The organism is Mycobacterium sp. (assembly GCF_035570115.1).
Classification (GTDB): domain Bacteria; phylum Actinomycetota; class Actinomycetes; order Mycobacteriales; family Mycobacteriaceae; genus Mycobacterium.
Genome location: NZ_DATMLH010000285.1, coordinates 1 through 15,636 on the forward strand (window position 1 = coordinate 1; position 15,636 = coordinate 15,636).

A 15,636-nucleotide genomic window follows, 5' to 3' on the forward strand; every position below is an offset into this window, starting at 1 on the left:
GGCGTCGCGCACGTCGGTGTCCATCACGTCCACCGAGATCCCCGCGTAGTCCTCCAACGGGTCCGGGTTCATCCCCTCGGCACCGGACCGTTCCGCAGACTGGTCTTCCGCGCCCTCGGAACGGCTGGCGTCTACCCGGACGTTGTCGCGCGACGGCAGCGGATACGGGCTGCGCTCGGGGCGCGAGTTCCGCGGATCGGGCCGTGATTCGCGCGGCCGAGGCGGCGGGGATGCCGGCCACCGCGGCTCGGGTTCAGACCAGTAGCGCGGCTTTTCGGCGGGGGCGGACTCATCGTCGGCCACCTCGTCGAGCCGAGCAGATCCGTTGGCGCGGTGGGCATGTGATTGCGATTCCGAATGGCCGGTCGCGTCGGGTTTGATGTCCTCGTCGATGACCGGAATCTCGCCGGTCAGCTCGGCGACGGTCACCGAGTCGGAGTTGCCGCGGCGACGGCGACGGCGATTGGGAACCGGAGCACCGATCGTGCCGTTTTTGGCCAGCAACTCAGCGACCGAGATCGGTCTGGTGTTGTCGTGTGGTCCGGTCATCGTGTGTCGCCTCTCGATCGGTCAACTGCATTCCGATCAACTCGCTGGCTACCAGCCTCCCGCACAGAAGCCTCGACGAGCGCGGTTCCGTCAGCTTCGCTATCGAGTTTGCGCAAAATAAGGCCTTCTCGTAGCGCCCACGGACAAATGTCCACCGTTTCTATCGACAGCGCTCGCATACTCGCCTCTGCGACCAAAGCCCCCGCCACGATCTGTGGCGCTCGCTCGGCGCTCACTCCTTCCAGTTCAGCACGGTCAGCGGTCGTCATCCTAGAGATGAAAGATATGAGTTGTCTGAGGCCGTTCTCGGTGAGCGTCCTCTTCACGCGCGGTCCCGCGGCCGATGGCGCCGCACCGGTCAGCCGGGCCAATGACCGGAATGTTTTCGACGTTGCCACCGCAAGGTCGGGCGTGCCGGCGTCGAGCATTTTGGCGCTGGCTTCGGCCAGCTCGGCGTCGAGCCAGTCGCGCAGCATCGCCACGCGGCGCCGGCCGGGCGGGTCGTCGCTGAGCCATTCGCGGGTCAACCGCCCGGCGCCCAAAGGCAGGGACAAGGCGACTTCGGGTTCTTCGTCGACGCCGTTGGACAGCTCCAGCGAGCCGCCGCCGATGTCTAAGTTGATGATCCGGCCCGCGCTCCATCCATACCAGCGACGTACCGCCAGGAATGTCAGCCGCGACTCGTCGACGCCCCGCAGCACCTTTAGGTCGACACCGGTCTCTTTGCGGACCCGAGCCAGCACGTCCTCGGAGTTCTTGGCGTCGCGGACCGCCGAAGTCGCGAATGCCATCAGCTCGGCGCAGCCCGAGCTGTCCGCGATTTTCTCGAACTCGTCGATCGTCTCGATCAGCTTGTCGGCACCGCGCCGGGTGATTTTGCCTGAGTTATCGATCGACTCGGCCAGCCGCAAGGTGGCCTTGGTCGAGCTCATTGGCGTCGGGTGTCCGCCGCGGCGGGCGTCCACCACTAGCAGATTGACCGTGTTGCTGCCGACGTCGAGCACTCCTAATCGCACGCAACACAACTTAGCCCCTGCGACGATGCAGACCGCGTAGCGGACTGAGAAGGAGGCGGCAGAATTAATCGGAGTGGGTGAGGCGTCACAGCGTTGGATTGGTCTACCGTGCAAACTGTGGCAAATTCGCGGCCAAACCATCCCGGTGAAGTCGAGTTGGACTTCGCCCGCGAATGGGTGGAGTTCTATGACCCGGATAATCCCGAGCATCTGATTGCCGCGGACCTGACCTGGCTGCTCTCCCGTTGGACGTGTGTGTTCGGCACCCCGGCCTGCCAAGGCACCGTAGAAGGGCGTCCCGACGACGGATGTTGCTCGCACGGGGCGTTTTTGTCCGACGACGACGATCGGGCCCGGCTGGACGACGCTGTGTCCAAGCTCACCGACGAGGATTGGCAGTTCCGCGAAAAAGGACTGAGCCGCAAGGGCTATCTCGAACTCGACGAGCACGAGGGCGAAGAGCAGTTCCGCACCCGCAAACACAAGGGCGCATGCATCTTCTTGAACCGCCCGGGGTTCCCCTCCGGGCCGGGCTGCGCGCTGCACACCAAAGCGCTCCGGCTCGGTGTGGCACCGCACACGATGAAACCCGACGTCTGCTGGCAGTTGCCCATCCGGCGCAGCCAGGAATGGGTAACCCGCCCGGACGGCACGGAAATCCTGAAAACGACTGTCACCGAATACGACCGCCGCGGCTGGGGCGCCGGCGGCGCCGACCTGCACTGGTACTGCACCGGCGATCCGGCCGCCCATGTTGGCACAGAGCAGGTATGGGTGAGCCTCGGTGCCGAGCTCACCGAACTGCTCGGCGAAAAGGCCTACTCAGAGCTGGCCGCAATGTGCAAGCGGCGCAGCGCATTAGGGCTCATCGCGGTGCACCCGGCAACGCGTGCGGCTGAATAGCGGCCGGCGCTGAGCTTATCCGTCGGCACTCGTGGACTATCTGCAGGCCAGCGTCTCTCGGGCCTCGGCGGGCGTGACGGTGCGCGGAGCGGCGGGCGTGCCGGCGGCGAGGTGCCGCGCGTAAACCTCCGCGGTGTGCGGGACGAGCCAGCGCGCTACCGCGAGCATGGGCCCGGAATTGCCAAGCGACATCGCCCGCACGGCCATCCGCGCGGCCGGGACGACAGCGGCGTCGACCGCGGCAGGCTGGTCGAACCCGCCGAGGTGGCGCATCCACATCGGCAACGTGGCGATCGCCGCAGGGGCCATCAAACGGCTGCCACCCCATAACCTCAGGCCCTTGCCGCGTGGCGTCCACAGCAGATATCGCATTGCCCGGTCAGCGTGTTCGGACGTACACAATCGGTCGCGCACGTCCGCGAAGTACTGGCGGACCTCGTCGCGGGAGCCCGGCACATCGGTCGATTTGCAAGTCTGAAGCTCCGCCGCGATCTGCGACTCGGCCCAGAACCGCGCCTCTTCCGCCGGTGATAACGGCCCAGGGCCGTAGCGCTCGTAGCACTTGAGCACCGAATGCCAACCGGTGACGTGGATCCACAGCTGCGACGTCGGATTGTTCGCGCTGTAGCGGGTGCCGGTGACGGGGTCGACGCCCATGGCCTTGGCGTGCACCCGCATTAACGCCTCCGACGCCGCCAGGACTGTGCGCCCGTCGGCCACCGCGACCGTCAGGAAATACGCCAGCGTGCGATCCAGCCGTCCGGACGGGTCCCGGTAGATACCACTGCTGTCGGCGACCGCCGCCGCCAGGTGCGGGTCAAAATGCTCGAGGACGACCGATCGTTGAAAGCCGATCAGCGCAGTCGGCGACGTCCACACCTTCCAGGTGGGCGAACCCGGCCCGAAGAAGCCATAGTCGTCGCGCCGTATCGAGCTCATCCGAGTGCCTCCTGCGGGACGGAATACAACGCCACCGTAGCAATTGCAGCCCGTGAATACAACTGTGCCGTAACATTGGGTCCGTGGCCCAGCTAGAACATTCGCGCCGCAAGTACGCGCCACGTTTGCCGCGTGAGCAGCGCCGCGCTCAGCTACTGGACGCTGCGCTCGGGGTGCTCGCGGACTGTTCACTGCACGACCTCAGCATGGAGGCGGTCGCCAACAAGGCCGGCATTGGAAAGCCGGTGTTGTACACCGCTTTTCGCACCCGCACCGAACTCGTCTCCGCGCTGCTCAAGCGCGAGCACGAACGCGGGCTGGCCCAGGTGCGCGCGGCGATGCCTACGGATCTGACCGGGTTGGGGCCGACTGGCGCGTATGCAGCCACCGTCTCGGCGTTCCTCGGCGCGGTGCTGGAGAATCCCACCCGGTGGCGACTGATACTCACCGTGCCGGAAAGCGCTCCGCGCGACTACCGCGGGTCGCTGCGATCGGCGCGGTCTGCGGTCCTGGCTCAGGCCGAGCAGCTCGCGCGCGCCGGCAGCCTCCTCATGCCCGGACTCGTGCGCCTTGACCCGGAGCTGCTCGGGCACACCATGCTGTCGTTCGCCGAGATGCTCGGGCGGCTCGCCGTAAGTAACCCAGAGACCTACTCCCGCAGACGCCTCGAGGAGTTCGCGACGACTGCGATGGCGCTGCTGAGCAGTCAAGCCCGCTGAATCCGTTCGAACCAGCCGAGCGGTTCGCTACGTTCAGGCCATGGCATCGCTCTTCGATCCTTCGCGCCTCATCGACCTGGCCCAGGAAACGGTGCAGAACGGCATCAAGGCTGCGAGCTGGAGCGAGCGGCAGATCTTCAAAGCCCTCCGGTCCGGCATGGAGGCCACCCCTCAGGTTGCGCTGACGGCGCTGCCGCCGCTGCCACCCCCGCCCGACGAGATCATCGAGAGCCTCGACGCGAAGATGCACGGCCTGCTCGGCCGAGCGATCGAACAAAGTACGACGGCGAGCCGTCAGGAGCTCTTTCACAAGATCCTCGACCAGATCGTGCCCGACGAGGCCCGGATCATTAGCGCCCTGTCCGATGGCTCCTCGTCGCCACTGCTGCACGTCTACGCCCGCACGCTAGCCGGGCTGGTCGGCGAGGTGGTGCTGGAAAACATGTCCCTGATCGGCAAGACCGCCAACCTGGCGCTTCCGCACTTGACGCCGATGTATGTCAGCCATCTGTTATCGCTCGGGCTCGTCGAGTCCGGCCCGGAGGACTCCGCGATGAAGGACGAGTACGAGATCCTCGCCGCCGACCCTGCCGTGCTGCGGGCCATCAAGAACGCCGGCCGAGGCCCGATCCCCGGCCGTATGGAGAAATACACGCTGCGCCTGTCCGGGCTTGGTCTGGAACTCTGGGCTGCCGCGAGTGAGCCCCGGGAGCGGGAGTGACGACGTCGGTCATCGCCTGGGGGCAGAGCTTGGAGCAGATCGCCGCCGACTTCAAGCTCAACTGGTTCATCTACCTGTCGATGCCGTTGGTGGCCGCTTTCGTCGGCTACACCACCAAACTCGTGGCGTTACAAATGCTCTACCGGCCAATCGAATTCGTGGGCATCGGGCCCATTGGCTGGCAGGGAGTGGTTCCGCGCCGCGCCGGCAAGACCGCGGCGCTGACCATCCAGATGCTCACCGACAAGCTCCTCAAGCCCGAGGAGATCCTGGACAAGATCGACGCCCAGGAGGCGGTGGATGAGCTGCGCGAGCCGCTGACCCGGACCATCGACGCGATGGCCCGCGAGCTCGCCGAACAGATCCGTCCCGGTCTGTGGGACTCGCTTCCGGCGGCGGGCCGCAACGCTGTGCTGGCGCGCGTGCACGCCGCGGCTCCCGGGGTCGTCAACAACCTGCTCGCGGAGATGAAAGCCGATCTGCCACGATTCGTTGACCTGCAGTACCTCGCGGTCACGACCCTGGTGAAGAACAAGACTCAGCTCAACGAGCTGATGAAGGGCCTGGGCGGGGCGGCGATGAAGTTCATCCGCCGTAGCGGCATTTACTTCGGCTTCGCGATTGGCCTGGTGCAGATGGTCGCCTGGGGCTTCCTCCACAACCCCTGGATCATGCCGGGGTTCGGGTTCGTCACCGGTTTCGCCAGCGACTGGCTGGCCCTCAACCTGATCTTCATCCCCCGCGAACCGAAGAAGCTGCTGGGTTTCATACCGGTGCACGGCGTGCTGCACGCCCAGCGCAACGACGTAACCAGCGACTACGCCCACATTCTGGCGAATGACCTCTTCTCCGCCGACGTGCTCTTGGAGGCCATCCTGCACGGCCCCACCTCCGAACGCCTCTTCGCAGCCGTCGATAAGGAGCTCTCCGCAGCGCTCGACGCGCAGGCTGGGTTCGCCAAGCCCCTGATCACACTCGCGATCGGCACCAAGCGCTACCGCGACGTGAAAGACACCATCGTCCAGATGGTCCTCGAGCGCCTACCGGAAACGCTGCAGGAAGCCAAGGACTACACCGCAAAGACCCTCGACATCGAGAACCTCATTGTCGAGAAGATGAATAACCTGACCCCGGACCAGTACGAAGCCATCCTTCGACCCGTTTTCAAGGATGACGAGATGCTCATGGTCACCGTCGGCGCCGTGCTCGGCTTCCTGGTCGGAGAGCTGCAAGTGGTCCTCGTCGAACACTTCGGCCGCTAGGTCACGCCAGCCCAGGTCAGCTTTCCAGTTTGTAGCCCAAGCCGCGGACCGTCACCAGGTGTATCGGATTGGCGGGGTCAGCTTCGATTTTGGACCGCAGGCGTTTGACGTGGACGTCGAGTGTCTTGGTGTCGCCGACATAGTCGGCGCCCCAGACGCGATCGATGAGCTGCCCGCGAGTCAGCACCCGGCCGCTGTTGCGCATCAGGTACTCGAGTAAGTCGAATTCCTTGAGCGGCAACGTGATCGGCTCACCGTTGACCGAGACGACGTGGCGCTCCACGTCCATTCTCACCGGCCCGGATTCCAGCACGCCGTCGGCGATCTCGGAGTCGTCGTCGCCGCGACGGCGCAGCACGGCCCGGATCCGGGCAATCAGCTCACGCGCCGAATACGGCTTGGTCACATAGTCATCGGCGCCCAGCTCCAGGCCCACGACCTTGTCGATCTCGCTGTCACGCGCAGTCACCATGATCACCGGGACGCTGGAACGGCTTCGCAGCTGCTTGCACACATCGGTACCGGACATCCCCGGCAGCATCAGATCGAGCAGCACGATATCGGCGCCGGCCCGATCGAACTCGGCCAGCGCAGACGGGCCGTCAGTCACCACGGTGGCCTCGAAGCCTTCTTTGCGGAGCAGAAACGCCAGGGGATCAGCCAGCGACTCCTCGTCCTCCACGATCAGCACACTGGTCATTAGAGCCGTTCCTCCTCATCGCTACGCTCTGCATCGTCACCGGCTCGGGTCATCAGGGCCGTTCCTCCTCATCGCTACGCTCTGCATCGTCACGGGCTGGGGTCATCAGCGCGATTCCTCCTCATCGCTGCGCTCTGCATCGTCATGCGCGCGGGTCATCGATGTATTTCTTCCTCTCGTTGGGGCACCTTGGGCCGGATTTCGCGCTCGGGCGGTCGGTCCGGTTGTTCGCACTCGACCTCATATGCCGGGATGGACAGGGTGAACGTCGATCCGGTTCCCAGCTGGCTCCACAACCCGATAGTGCCGTTGTGGTTGGCCGCGACGTGCTTGACGATGGCAAGGCCCAACCCGGTACCGCCGGTGGCCCGCGAGCGCGCCTTGTCGGCGCGGAAGAATCGCTCAAAGACCCGCTCCTGGTCTTTGCGGGCGATCCCGATACCCCGGTCGGTGACGGCGATCTCGATGTTCTCTCCGCGGCGACGGCGGCTGATGGACACCAGCGAGCCGCGCGGCGAATACGCGATCGCGTTGGACACCAGGTTGGCCAGCGCAGTGACCAACAGGGCCTGTTCACCGTGCATCCGCAGCCCGCTCGGATCGTCGGTGCAGACCGTGATATCGGCGTTGTCGGCGGGCACCTTGTGGCGTGAAATCGCTTCGGACACCACGGTATCGACGTCGACGGCGCCCATGTCGGGCAACCGCTCGGCGCCCTGCAGCCGCGACAGCTCGATCAGCTCGGTGACCATGCCGCCCAGCCGGTTAGCCTCGACAAGCACTTTCTCGCCGAACCGCCGCACCGTCTCGGGGTCGTCCGCGGAGGCCAGCAGGGCCTCGGCGAGCACGGCCATCGCGCCGACGGGGGTCTTGAGCTCATGGCTGACGTTGGCCACGAAGTCGCGCCTGGTGGCCTCCATCCGCGCGTATTCCGAGTGGTCGTAGACGAAGACCACGGCGAACCGGCGGTCCTGCTCGCTCAGCAGCCGGGCCTGACCGTGCACCGACAGGCCCGATCGTCCCGGTACCAGCCGCTTGCCCGGCAGTAGGTCGAATTCGACGTCAGCGCCGTCAGCCAGGGACTTGCGCGCTGCCTTCCATGCCTCGTCGTCGAGCTGACGCTCACGCACCAAGCCGAGCTCCTTGGCCCGGCTGTTGTGATAGACCACGTCGCGGTGACCGTCCACGACCGCGGTGCCCAGCGGCATCAGCGCAACGATGCGGTCCAGCATTTGGGCGACGGTGATCCCGGCCGCCTCGACGGCCACCCGCTGCCGTCGCTCCAGCGCCCGCGGCGCCAGCCGTGCGCCGGCGGTGACACCGACGGCCAATGCCACGAGAAACAACACCCCGGCCAGTGACAGGGCCGAGAACACGGTCACGTAAAAATCCTACAAATCCGGTGAACGCCAACCCAGCAGCGCAAGGCCAAAATCGGACATGTCACACGCAACGAGACAGGTGTTCTACGTCCGTTCACGTCACGTTTTCCCTTTTATCGGAATGCGGGTCTATCGGGCGCCTTGGTTGGCCACCGCCGCCGCGCCCGCGGCGGCGGCTTCGGGATCGAGATAGCTGCCGCCGATGACCGTCGGCTTCAAGTCGGCGTCCAGGTCGTAGCGCAACGGAATGCCGGTGGGGATGTTCAGGCTCACGACCTCCTCGTCGGACATCCCATCCAAGTACTTGACCAGCGCGCGCAGCGAGTTGCCGTGCGCGGCGATCAGCACCGTCTTGCCGACCCGCAGATCCGGCACGATGACGTCGGTGAAGTACGGCAAGAACCGGGCCACCACGTCGGCCAGGCATTCGGTCAGCGGCCCGCCGCCGATGTCGGCGTAGCGGGGGTCGGCATCCTGGCTGAACTTGCTGCCCGCCTCGATCGGCGGCGGCGGGGTGTCGTAGCTGCGCCGCCACGCCATGAACTGCTCATCGCCGTAGCGGTCCTTGATCTCGGCCTTGTCCAGACCCTGCAGGGCGCCGTAATGCCGTTCGTTGAGCCGCCAGCTGCGCCGCACCGGGATCCACAGCCGGTCGGCGGTGTCCAGCGCCAGGTTCGCGCTGGTGATGGCGCGCCGCAGCAGTGAGGTGTACACCACGTCCGGCAACAGATCGTGCTCGGCGATCAGCTCGCCACTGCGCACCGCCTCGCCACGGCCCTTGGCGGTCAGGTCGACGTCGACCCAGCCGGTGAACTGATTACTCGCGTTCCATTCGCTCTCGCCATGGCGGAGCAGCACCAGCGTGGCAACCGCGTTTCCCATGGTGGCAAGTCTCTCACCCCCGTCGAAGGGCCGGCCACGGCACCGATCCGCGGTGAGGTGTGTCACACTACGTCCGTGCCCGCTGATACAGGTATACAGTTATGCCGTAATCGAGTGTCAAACTCAGCTGTGAGGAGAATCCGATGAGCGAGAAGACGACATGCCTAATCGTCGGCGGCGGTCCTGCCGGCATGGTGGCGGGCTTGTTGCTGGCCCGCGGCGGCGTGGAAGTCACCGTGCTGGAGAAGCATGCGGACTTCCTCAGAGATTTCCGGGGCGACACGGTGCACCCCTCAACGCTGCGACTGCTGGATGAGCTCGGCCTCTTCGAGCAGTTCGACGCGCTGCCGCACACCAAGCTCACCGGATGGGGATTGGACCTGCCGGACGGTGGTAAAGCGCCCGTCATCGACTTCACCCGGCTGCGCTTGCCGCATCGCTATATGGCGATGGTGCCCCAGTGGGACCTGCTCGACCTGCTGGCCGAGGCCGGGCGAGAGGAGCCAACGTTCACCTTGCGCATGAGCACCGACGTCACCGGGCTGCTCTACGAGTCGGACCGCGTTGTCGGCGTGCGCTACGAGAGCCCCGACGGGCCCGGTGAGCTGCGCGCCGACCTGACGATCGCGTGCGACGGGCGCTGGTCGCTGTGCCGGCGCGAGAGCGGGCTGATCCCGAAGGAGTACCCGGTGGACGCCGACGTGTGGTGGTTCCGGCTTCCGAAGGCCGAAGGAGTCGGTGACACATTGCTTCCCCGGTTCAAGGACGGCTTGTTCCTCGGGGTCATTCCGCGCAAGGACTACCTGCAAACCGGCTACTTCCTCCGCAAGGGCGCGGACGCCCAGCTACGGGCGCGCGGGATCGAGGCGCTGCGCCGAGAAATCGTCAGCGCCATTCCCGAGCTGTCCGAGGCCGTTAACGGCCTGGAATCGATGGACGACGTCAAGCTGCTCGAAATTCGGCTCAACCGGCTGCGGCGCTGGTATCGGGAAGGGCTGCTCTGCATCGGCGACGCTGCACACGCCATGTCCCCGGCCGGCGGTGTCGGCATCAACATGGCCGTCCAGGACGCCGTGGCCGCGGCGAGGCTGCTCGCGACACCGCTTCGCGATCACCGCGTCACCGCCAAGGACTTGGCCGCCGTGCAGCGCCGCCGCGAGTTCCCCACAGTGGTCACCCAGACGTTTCAACGCTTCCTGCATGCGGTGATGCGGCGGGCGATCGATTCCGGCAAGACGCCAGCACCCAACAAGCTGCTGCGCGTGCTGGCTCGCTTTCCGCAGCTGTCCGTGATCCCCGCGTACCTGATGGGGGTCGGTATCAGACCCGAACACGCTCCACAGTTCGCCCGCCGGGCGACGCAGACAATCCCGGTGCCTGCCAACGAAAGGGATTGACGCGGCCATGCCTGCCCCAACAGTTGCCGACGTCACTCCCGACCTGGTCGAGGCCGCACTGCGCGCCGCTGAGAACCTCGGCAGGGACGTCGCCGACGTACCGCTGATCGCCATCGCGCGTGAGGCCGGGATATCGCGTAGCACGCTGATCCGGCGACTGAACGGCTCTCGGCAGCCGTTGGACGAGGCCGTGCGCGCAGCTGGGGTGGAGCCCGGTGGCCGGCCACCGGTTCGGGAACGCGCGGTGCTTGCGGCGGCGTCGCTGATCAGCGACCGCGGTCTGGCCGACCTGACATTGGAAGCGGTTGCAGCGCAAGCGGCCTGCTCAGTACACAGCTTGTATGCGGTGTTCGGCGGCCGTGATGAGTTGCTGCGTGCGGTTTTTGACCGCTACGGCCCAATCCTGGACCTGGACGAGGCGGTCTCTGACCCGAATGCCGAGCTCACCGAAACCGTGCCTCGGGTCTACCGGGTGGTGGCCGAGGCGTTCAGCCGCGAACCGCGGGTGGCGCCGGCGATGCTCGCCGAAGGGCTGGCCCGTCCGACCTCACCCGCGGTGCAGGCCCTCATGCAATACCACGTGCCACGGATGCTCGCCGGCGTGGGCCAGTGGCTGGCGGGCGAAATCACCGCCGGGCGTATCCGCGACCTGCCGCTGCCGTTACTCATCCAGCAGATGCTTGCGCCGATCGCCGTCCACACCATGGTTCGGCCGGCCGTCGACAACATCCCCGAGGTCGAGCTGCCTGAGTTGGACGATGCGTGTGCGGTGTTCGCCGACGCGTTCCTGCGCGCGGTCGCGACTTAGCCGTCGTCGTCCTCGTCGATCAGGTGGGCGAATGCCTGCAGGTTCTTCACCGACTCACCGCGCGAGACCCGCCACTCCCATTCCTTTTGGATCGACGACCGAAAACCCAACTCCAGCAACGTGTTGAAGTCGGTATCCACCGCTTCGAGCACCTGCCCGAGCACCCGGTCGATCTCCGCGGCGTCCACCGACGCCAACGCCATGCGCCCCACCAGGTAGATGTCACCGACGTTGTCCAACGTGTAGGCCACGCCGTACAGGCGGCGGTTGCGTTTGAGCAGAAATCGGTAAACGCCCTCGTGGTTCTCGTCGGGCTGGCGGCACACAAACGCCTCGATGCGCACCGAATGCTCGCCGATGCTCAGGATCGTGTTGGTCTTGAGCTTGCGTTCGCCAGGCAGCTCCACGATCAGTCCGGGCAACCCGCCGTGCGCACCGGGATGCCGTGAATACGTCAGGTCGCTGGCGTCGAGCGTGTCCTCGATGAGTTGCTGGACGTGCGGCACTGGCGACGACCCACGATCCTCGTCAGTGCCGGTGCGGGTCATGCCCACGCCTCCCGTAGCGATGACCTGCGACCAGCGGGCCGCCCTCGGCGCGCCGATGCCAGGTCGCGCACCGAGCGACGGGCCGTGAAACCGCTGATCGCACGCCGATAGCTGGCCAACAGCGCATCGACGGTGTTGTCCCATGAGAACGTCGCGGCGTGCTGGACCGCCGAGCGACGCATCGCCCAGGCCCGCGGCCCTGCGCCGAGCCGCAACAGCTCGTCGATGGCCTGCGCCCACCGGTCGACGTCGTGACCGGCCACCAGCGTGCCGCTGACCCGATCGCGTACCGCCACCGGCAACCCGCCGACCGCGGCCGCCACCACCGGTGTCCCGCACGCCTGCGCCTCCAGGGCCACCAGACCGAAGGACTCCGAATAGCTGGGCACCGCGACCAGGTTGACGCCCTGGAACAGCCGGGCCAGGTCTTCTCGGGACTGCGGCGGCAGGAACGTCACCCGGGCAGTGATACCCAATTCGTCCGCGAGTCGAACAAGGCCGTCCGGCACGGCCAGTCCGCTACCCGAGGGTCCGCCGGCGACCACGACGTGCACCCGCTGCAGTTTGGCGACCGCGCGCAGCAAGACGTCAGGCCCCTTGAGCGGTTGGATCCGCCCGACGAAAGCCACCACATCCTCGTCCGGCGGTAGCCCCAAGCTCGCCCTGGCGGCGCGGCGGTCACCGGGCCGAAACACGTCCAGGTCGACACCGGGGTGGGCGACGTCGATCCGGGCGGAGTCGGCGTGGTGCAGCGAAACCAGTTGTCTGGCTTCGTCTTCGGTGTTGGCGATCAACCGGTCGGCTTCGTCGACAACCTGCTGCTCGCCAACCGTGCGCAGCGGCGGCTCTGGTGTGTCACCTTCGGCCAGCGCGGCGTTCTTCACCGCGGCAAGCGTGTGCGCGGTGTGCACCAAGGGCACCGACCAGCGGTCGCGGGCCAACCAGCCGACCTGACCGGACAGCCAATAGTGCGAGTGAACGACGTCGTAATAGCCGGGTTCGTGGACGGCTTCGGCGCGCAGCACGCCGGCGGCGAACGCACACAGCTGAGTCGGCAGATCGTATTTGTCCAGGCCTTCGAACGGCCCAGCGACCACGTTGCGCACCAGAACACCGGGTGCCACCCGCACGATGGGCGGATCGGTGGACGCGGTGGCCCGGGTGAAGATCTCCACCTCCACGCCCCGGCGAGCGAGATGCAGCGCGCTCTGTAGCACGTAGACGTTCATCCCACCGGCGTCCCCGATGCCCGGCTGGGCCAGCGGCGAGGTGTGCACCGCCAGCACCGCGACCCGGCGCGGATCGGTCAGCTCGGAGGTGTCCAGCCGAGATAAGTCAGTGGGAGCCACATTGTCATCTTTGCAGGACCGCTCCGACGTCCTCCGAAGACACAGGTCAGGCGGGTGTCTCGGTGGCGACCTGCAGCGCGACTACCGGCGGTTGGGCGCGGCGCATGGCCCCGAGCGGATCCGCGTACAGCCCCGCCAGCGATACGATGCCGGCTCCGGCCTCCTGTACCCGGTTGCCGAAGGCGGTGACCCGGATGTCGCGCGGTGGCAGCACCGAGCGTGTGGCGAACGCCGCCTCCACGTGCTGCATGCCCTCCGGGTATTCGGTGAACGCCTGCCCGCCGACGACCAGATCGTCGGGATTGAGCAGGTCGCGCAGTAGCGCAACCGCTTCACCAAGCACCCTGGCCCGCTCGGCAAGGAGTTCTTGGGCCTGCTCGTTGCCGCTGCGCGCCACGCGCAGCAGCTCGGTGACGGTGGCACCGGTCCCGCCGTTACGGGCCGGCAGGATGCGCATCCGGCGCGCCGCGGCGAGCACGGCCTCGTCGCTGACGGTGGATTCCAACAGCCCGGAGCCGCCGAGCAGTTCCGATTGCGCGGGCAGGTTGGCGATGGTGCCCGGTCCGCTGGCCGGACTGTGCACCCGCCCGCCGATCGACAGTGCATAGCCCACCGTCTCGCGCGCATAGACATACAGGCTGGTCGTCGAGTTGGGCGCGAACCGCCGCATGCCGAGCAGCAGTTCTGCCGCGGCCATCGCGTCAACGTGGCATGCCACCGACACCGGCAGGCCCAGCGCGTCGGCGAAGACCGGTCCGACCGGCGCGTCCCGCCAGCCCAACCGGGCATGGTCGACGTGCCCGCTGGCGCTGTCGACGATGCCGCCGATCGCCACCCCGACCCACAGCGCCCGCCGGCGGTGCCACCGCCTGAGGTATCGCCGTGCACCGTCGGCCAGCGAGGCCAGCGCCGGCCCCTGGGCACTTCGCGGTGTCGGGGTCTCGACGGCGTCGAGGGTGCGGCCGAACAGGTCGGTGGCCACGATGCTGGTGGTTCGTGCCCCGATGTGGATGCCCAGCGTCAGGAACGGCTCGTGGTTGACCTCGACCGGCACCCGGGGACGGCCGATCGCACCGGAGATCGCCAGGTCGGCACGTTCCCGGAGAAGGCCCGCGTCCAGTAGGGCTGTGACCTGCCGGTTTACCGTCGCGATGGACAGCGATGTGACCTGCGCGATGACGTCGCGGCCAATCGGGCCGCGGAGCCGCACCGCTCGAAAGACCGACGAAGCGGCGGCGTCGGAGAGCTGCAACAAGGGCGCGACGACTCGGTGCCGCCGAGGTGATCGCGCGCCGTTCCGGCCTTGTGACTGGCCAGGATGACTGTGGGAGTGGGAGGTGAGAGTGGTTGAGCGCACGTGGGGTGTCCTTGTCCGAGTTCCGATGGCGGTCCTGGACCGCACCGTCGCGAGCGCTTGCGGTTCGCTCAGGCGCGGCTAGCTGCGCGGCAACAACACGCGCAGTCCGCGAACAGACACGCGGACGTGTAGCCGAACAAGGCACTGGAGTACACACCAGGAATTTAGCACGCTTATTAGAGTTGTTCAGATGACAACCGCTGAGCAACGTGTCGCACTGGTCACCGGCGCCAGCGCCGGTATCGGTGAGGCAACCGCGAGAACCCTTGCCGCGCAAGGCTTTCACGTGGTCGTAGTGGCGCGCCGGGCCGACCGGATCAATGCGCTGGCCGCCGAGATCGGCGGAACCGCGATTGTGGCCGACGTCACCGATGGCGCGGCCGTTGACGCGCTTGCCAGTCGGCTGAGCCGGTTGGACGTGCTGGTCAACAATGCCGGCGGCGCCAAGGGGCTGGCGCCGGTGGCCGAGGCCGATCTGGAGCACTGGCGGTGGATGTGGGAGACCAACGTGCTGGGCACGCTGCGGGTCACCCGCGCGCTGCTACCCAAGCTGATCGACTCCGGCGACGGCCTGGTCGTTACCGTCACGTCGATCGCGGCGATGGAGATCTACGACGGCGGGTCCGGCTACACCGCGGCCAAGCATGCGCAGGGAGCGCTGCACCGCACCCTTCGCGGTGAGCTGCTCGGAAAACCGGTGCGGCTCACCGAGATTGCGCCCGGCGCCGTCGAAACCGAGTTCTCACTGGTGCGTTTCGACGGCGACCAGCAGCGCGCCGACTCGGTTTACCACGGGATCACACCGTTGACGGCGGCCGACGTCGCCGAGGTGATCGGATTCGTGGCGTCGCGGCCATCGCACGTCAACCTCGACCAAATCATCATCCGGCCGCGCGATCAGGCGTCAGCCGGCCGGTTTAACCGCCGGGCCCAGGGCTAACCGTCGTCGTCGGGGTGCCCGACAACGTCGGCGCGTCACGCGGCGTGGCCGGCGCGCTGCGTGGAATCGACACCGGCGCAGGCTTGGCACCGCTCGGCGGCGGCAGCGCCGACATCCCCACCCAGGTGTCCCAGTCAACGGCCCAGTCCCAGATGTCGCCATCG

General features: G+C 66.9%; 15 protein-coding genes and 2 pseudogenes. 7 read left to right on the plus strand and 10 right to left on the minus strand.

Annotated features, from left to right (window positions below; translation table 11 throughout):
- A pseudogene (locus tag VNW74_RS27020) lies at positions 1–549 on the minus strand (hypothetical protein); the annotation flags it as partial.
- Positions 546–1,565, minus strand: a complete 1,020-nt coding sequence (locus VNW74_RS27025; protein ID WP_325682576.1) for a Ppx/GppA phosphatase family protein — start codon at positions 1,563–1,565, stop codon at positions 546–548. The gene VNW74_RS27025 and the pseudogene VNW74_RS27020, both read right to left, overlap by 4 nt.
- Before the next feature lie 108 nt (positions 1,566–1,673).
- Here VNW74_RS27025 and VNW74_RS27030 point away from each other — a divergent pair, with 108 nt between their 5' ends.
- Positions 1,674–2,468 (plus strand): hypothetical protein, encoded by a 795-nt coding sequence (locus VNW74_RS27030; protein ID WP_325682578.1) that lies wholly within the window; start codon positions 1,674–1,676, stop codon positions 2,466–2,468.
- A gap of 36 nt (positions 2,469–2,504) precedes the next feature.
- Here VNW74_RS27030 and VNW74_RS27035 read toward each other — a convergent pair whose 3' ends face one another.
- Positions 2,505–3,407 carry an oxygenase MpaB family protein gene (locus VNW74_RS27035; RefSeq protein ID WP_325682580.1) on the minus strand — a complete coding sequence of 301 codons (903 nt, stop codon included), beginning with the start codon at positions 3,405–3,407 and terminating at the stop codon, positions 2,505–2,507.
- 83 nt (positions 3,408–3,490) lie between these two features.
- On the opposite strand from VNW74_RS27035, the gene VNW74_RS27040 reads away from it, so the two are divergent.
- Genes VNW74_RS27040 through VNW74_RS27050 form a run of 3 tightly spaced genes read left to right on the plus strand, consistent with a single transcriptional unit; the run spans position 3,491 to position 6,109 of the window.
- The gene (locus VNW74_RS27040) at positions 3,491–4,126 is read left to right on the plus strand and encodes a helix-turn-helix domain-containing protein (protein WP_325682582.1); all 636 of its coding nucleotides are present in this window, start codon (positions 3,491–3,493) and stop codon (positions 4,124–4,126) included.
- 40 nt (positions 4,127–4,166) lie between these two features.
- Positions 4,167–4,847, plus strand: a complete 681-nt coding sequence (locus VNW74_RS27045; protein ID WP_325682584.1) for an Abi-alpha family protein — start codon at positions 4,167–4,169, stop codon at positions 4,845–4,847.
- The gene (locus VNW74_RS27050; protein WP_325682586.1) at positions 4,844–6,109 is read left to right on the plus strand and encodes a DUF445 domain-containing protein; all 1,266 of its coding nucleotides are present in this window, start codon (positions 4,844–4,846) and stop codon (positions 6,107–6,109) included. The genes VNW74_RS27045 and VNW74_RS27050 overlap by 4 nt, the downstream gene beginning before the upstream one ends.
- Positions 6,110–6,125: 16 nt before the next feature.
- On the opposite strand, the gene regX is transcribed toward VNW74_RS27050, so the two are convergent.
- The 3 genes from regX to VNW74_RS27065 all read right to left on the minus strand — a co-directional run bounded on the left by regX (position 6,126) and on the right by VNW74_RS27065 (position 9,073).
- Complete coding sequence (regX, locus tag VNW74_RS27055) at positions 6,126–6,809, minus strand: two-component sensory transduction protein RegX (RefSeq protein WP_325682588.1); 684 nt, start codon at positions 6,807–6,809, stop codon at positions 6,126–6,128.
- 155 nt (positions 6,810–6,964) lie between these two features.
- The gene (locus VNW74_RS27060) at positions 6,965–8,191 is read right to left on the minus strand and encodes a sensor histidine kinase (RefSeq protein WP_325682590.1); all 1,227 of its coding nucleotides are present in this window, start codon (positions 8,189–8,191) and stop codon (positions 6,965–6,967) included.
- A gap of 129 nt (positions 8,192–8,320) precedes the next feature.
- A complete protein-coding gene (locus VNW74_RS27065; protein ID WP_325682592.1) occupies positions 8,321–9,073 on the minus strand; it encodes a phosphoglyceromutase in 753 nt (250 codons plus the stop codon).
- 143 nt (positions 9,074–9,216) lie between these two features.
- On the opposite strand from VNW74_RS27065, the gene VNW74_RS27070 reads away from it, so the two are divergent.
- Both VNW74_RS27070 and VNW74_RS27075 read left to right on the plus strand, forming a co-directional pair.
- Positions 9,217–10,470, plus strand: coding sequence for an FAD-dependent oxidoreductase (locus VNW74_RS27070; protein ID WP_325682594.1), 1,254 nt, complete (start codon positions 9,217–9,219; stop codon positions 10,468–10,470).
- A 7-nt stretch (positions 10,471–10,477) separates the two neighbouring features.
- Positions 10,478–11,278, plus strand: a complete 801-nt coding sequence (locus VNW74_RS27075) for a TetR/AcrR family transcriptional regulator (protein ID WP_325682596.1) — start codon at positions 10,478–10,480, stop codon at positions 11,276–11,278.
- Here the strand turns inward: VNW74_RS27075 and VNW74_RS27080 are convergent.
- The 3 genes from VNW74_RS27080 to VNW74_RS27090 are packed head-to-tail and all read right to left on the minus strand — an operon-like array spanning position 11,275 to position 14,532.
- On the minus strand, positions 11,275–11,826 hold the full coding sequence (locus VNW74_RS27080; RefSeq protein ID WP_325682598.1) for a YbjN domain-containing protein: 552 nt from the start codon (positions 11,824–11,826) through the stop codon (positions 11,275–11,277). The two genes, VNW74_RS27075 and VNW74_RS27080, sit on opposite strands and share 4 nt — an antisense overlap.
- Complete coding sequence (gene mshA, locus VNW74_RS27085) at positions 11,823–13,175, minus strand: D-inositol-3-phosphate glycosyltransferase (protein WP_325682600.1); 1,353 nt, start codon at positions 13,173–13,175, stop codon at positions 11,823–11,825. Before mshA ends, VNW74_RS27080 begins: the two co-directional genes overlap by 4 nt.
- A 46-nt stretch (positions 13,176–13,221) precedes the next feature.
- Positions 13,222–14,532 (minus strand): ROK family transcriptional regulator, encoded by a 1,311-nt coding sequence (locus VNW74_RS27090; RefSeq protein WP_325682602.1) that lies wholly within the window; start codon positions 14,530–14,532, stop codon positions 13,222–13,224.
- 190 nt (positions 14,533–14,722) lie between these two features.
- Here VNW74_RS27090 and VNW74_RS27095 point away from each other — a divergent pair, with 190 nt between their 5' ends.
- The gene (locus VNW74_RS27095; RefSeq protein ID WP_325682604.1) at positions 14,723–15,472 is read left to right on the plus strand and encodes an SDR family oxidoreductase; all 750 of its coding nucleotides are present in this window, start codon (positions 14,723–14,725) and stop codon (positions 15,470–15,472) included.
- On the opposite strand, the pseudogene VNW74_RS27100 reads toward VNW74_RS27095, so the two are convergent.
- Positions 15,450–15,636 (minus strand): annotated as a pseudogene (locus tag VNW74_RS27100) (L,D-transpeptidase); the annotation flags it as partial. The gene VNW74_RS27095 and the pseudogene VNW74_RS27100 sit on opposite strands and share 23 nt — an antisense overlap.

Coding starts and splice junctions, on each gene's coding strand:
- VNW74_RS27035 (WP_325682580.1), bottom strand. CDS start 3,407: ATGAGCTCGATACGGCGCGACGACTATGGCTTCTTCGGGCCGGGTTCG.
- VNW74_RS27045 (WP_325682584.1), top strand. CDS start 4,167: ATGGCATCGCTCTTCGATCCTTCGCGCCTCATCGACCTGGCCCAGGAA.
- regX (WP_325682588.1), bottom strand. CDS start 6,809: ATGACCAGTGTGCTGATCGTGGAGGACGAGGAGTCGCTGGCTGATCCC.
- VNW74_RS27065 (WP_325682592.1), bottom strand. CDS start 9,073: ATGGGAAACGCGGTTGCCACGCTGGTGCTGCTCCGCCATGGCGAGAGC.
- VNW74_RS27070 (WP_325682594.1), top strand. CDS start 9,217: ATGAGCGAGAAGACGACATGCCTAATCGTCGGCGGCGGTCCTGCCGGC.
- VNW74_RS27075 (WP_325682596.1), top strand. CDS start 10,478: ATGCCTGCCCCAACAGTTGCCGACGTCACTCCCGACCTGGTCGAGGCC.
- VNW74_RS27080 (WP_325682598.1), bottom strand. CDS start 11,826: ATGACCCGCACCGGCACTGACGAGGATCGTGGGTCGTCGCCAGTGCCG.
- VNW74_RS27095 (WP_325682604.1), top strand. CDS start 14,723: ATGACAACCGCTGAGCAACGTGTCGCACTGGTCACCGGCGCCAGCGCC.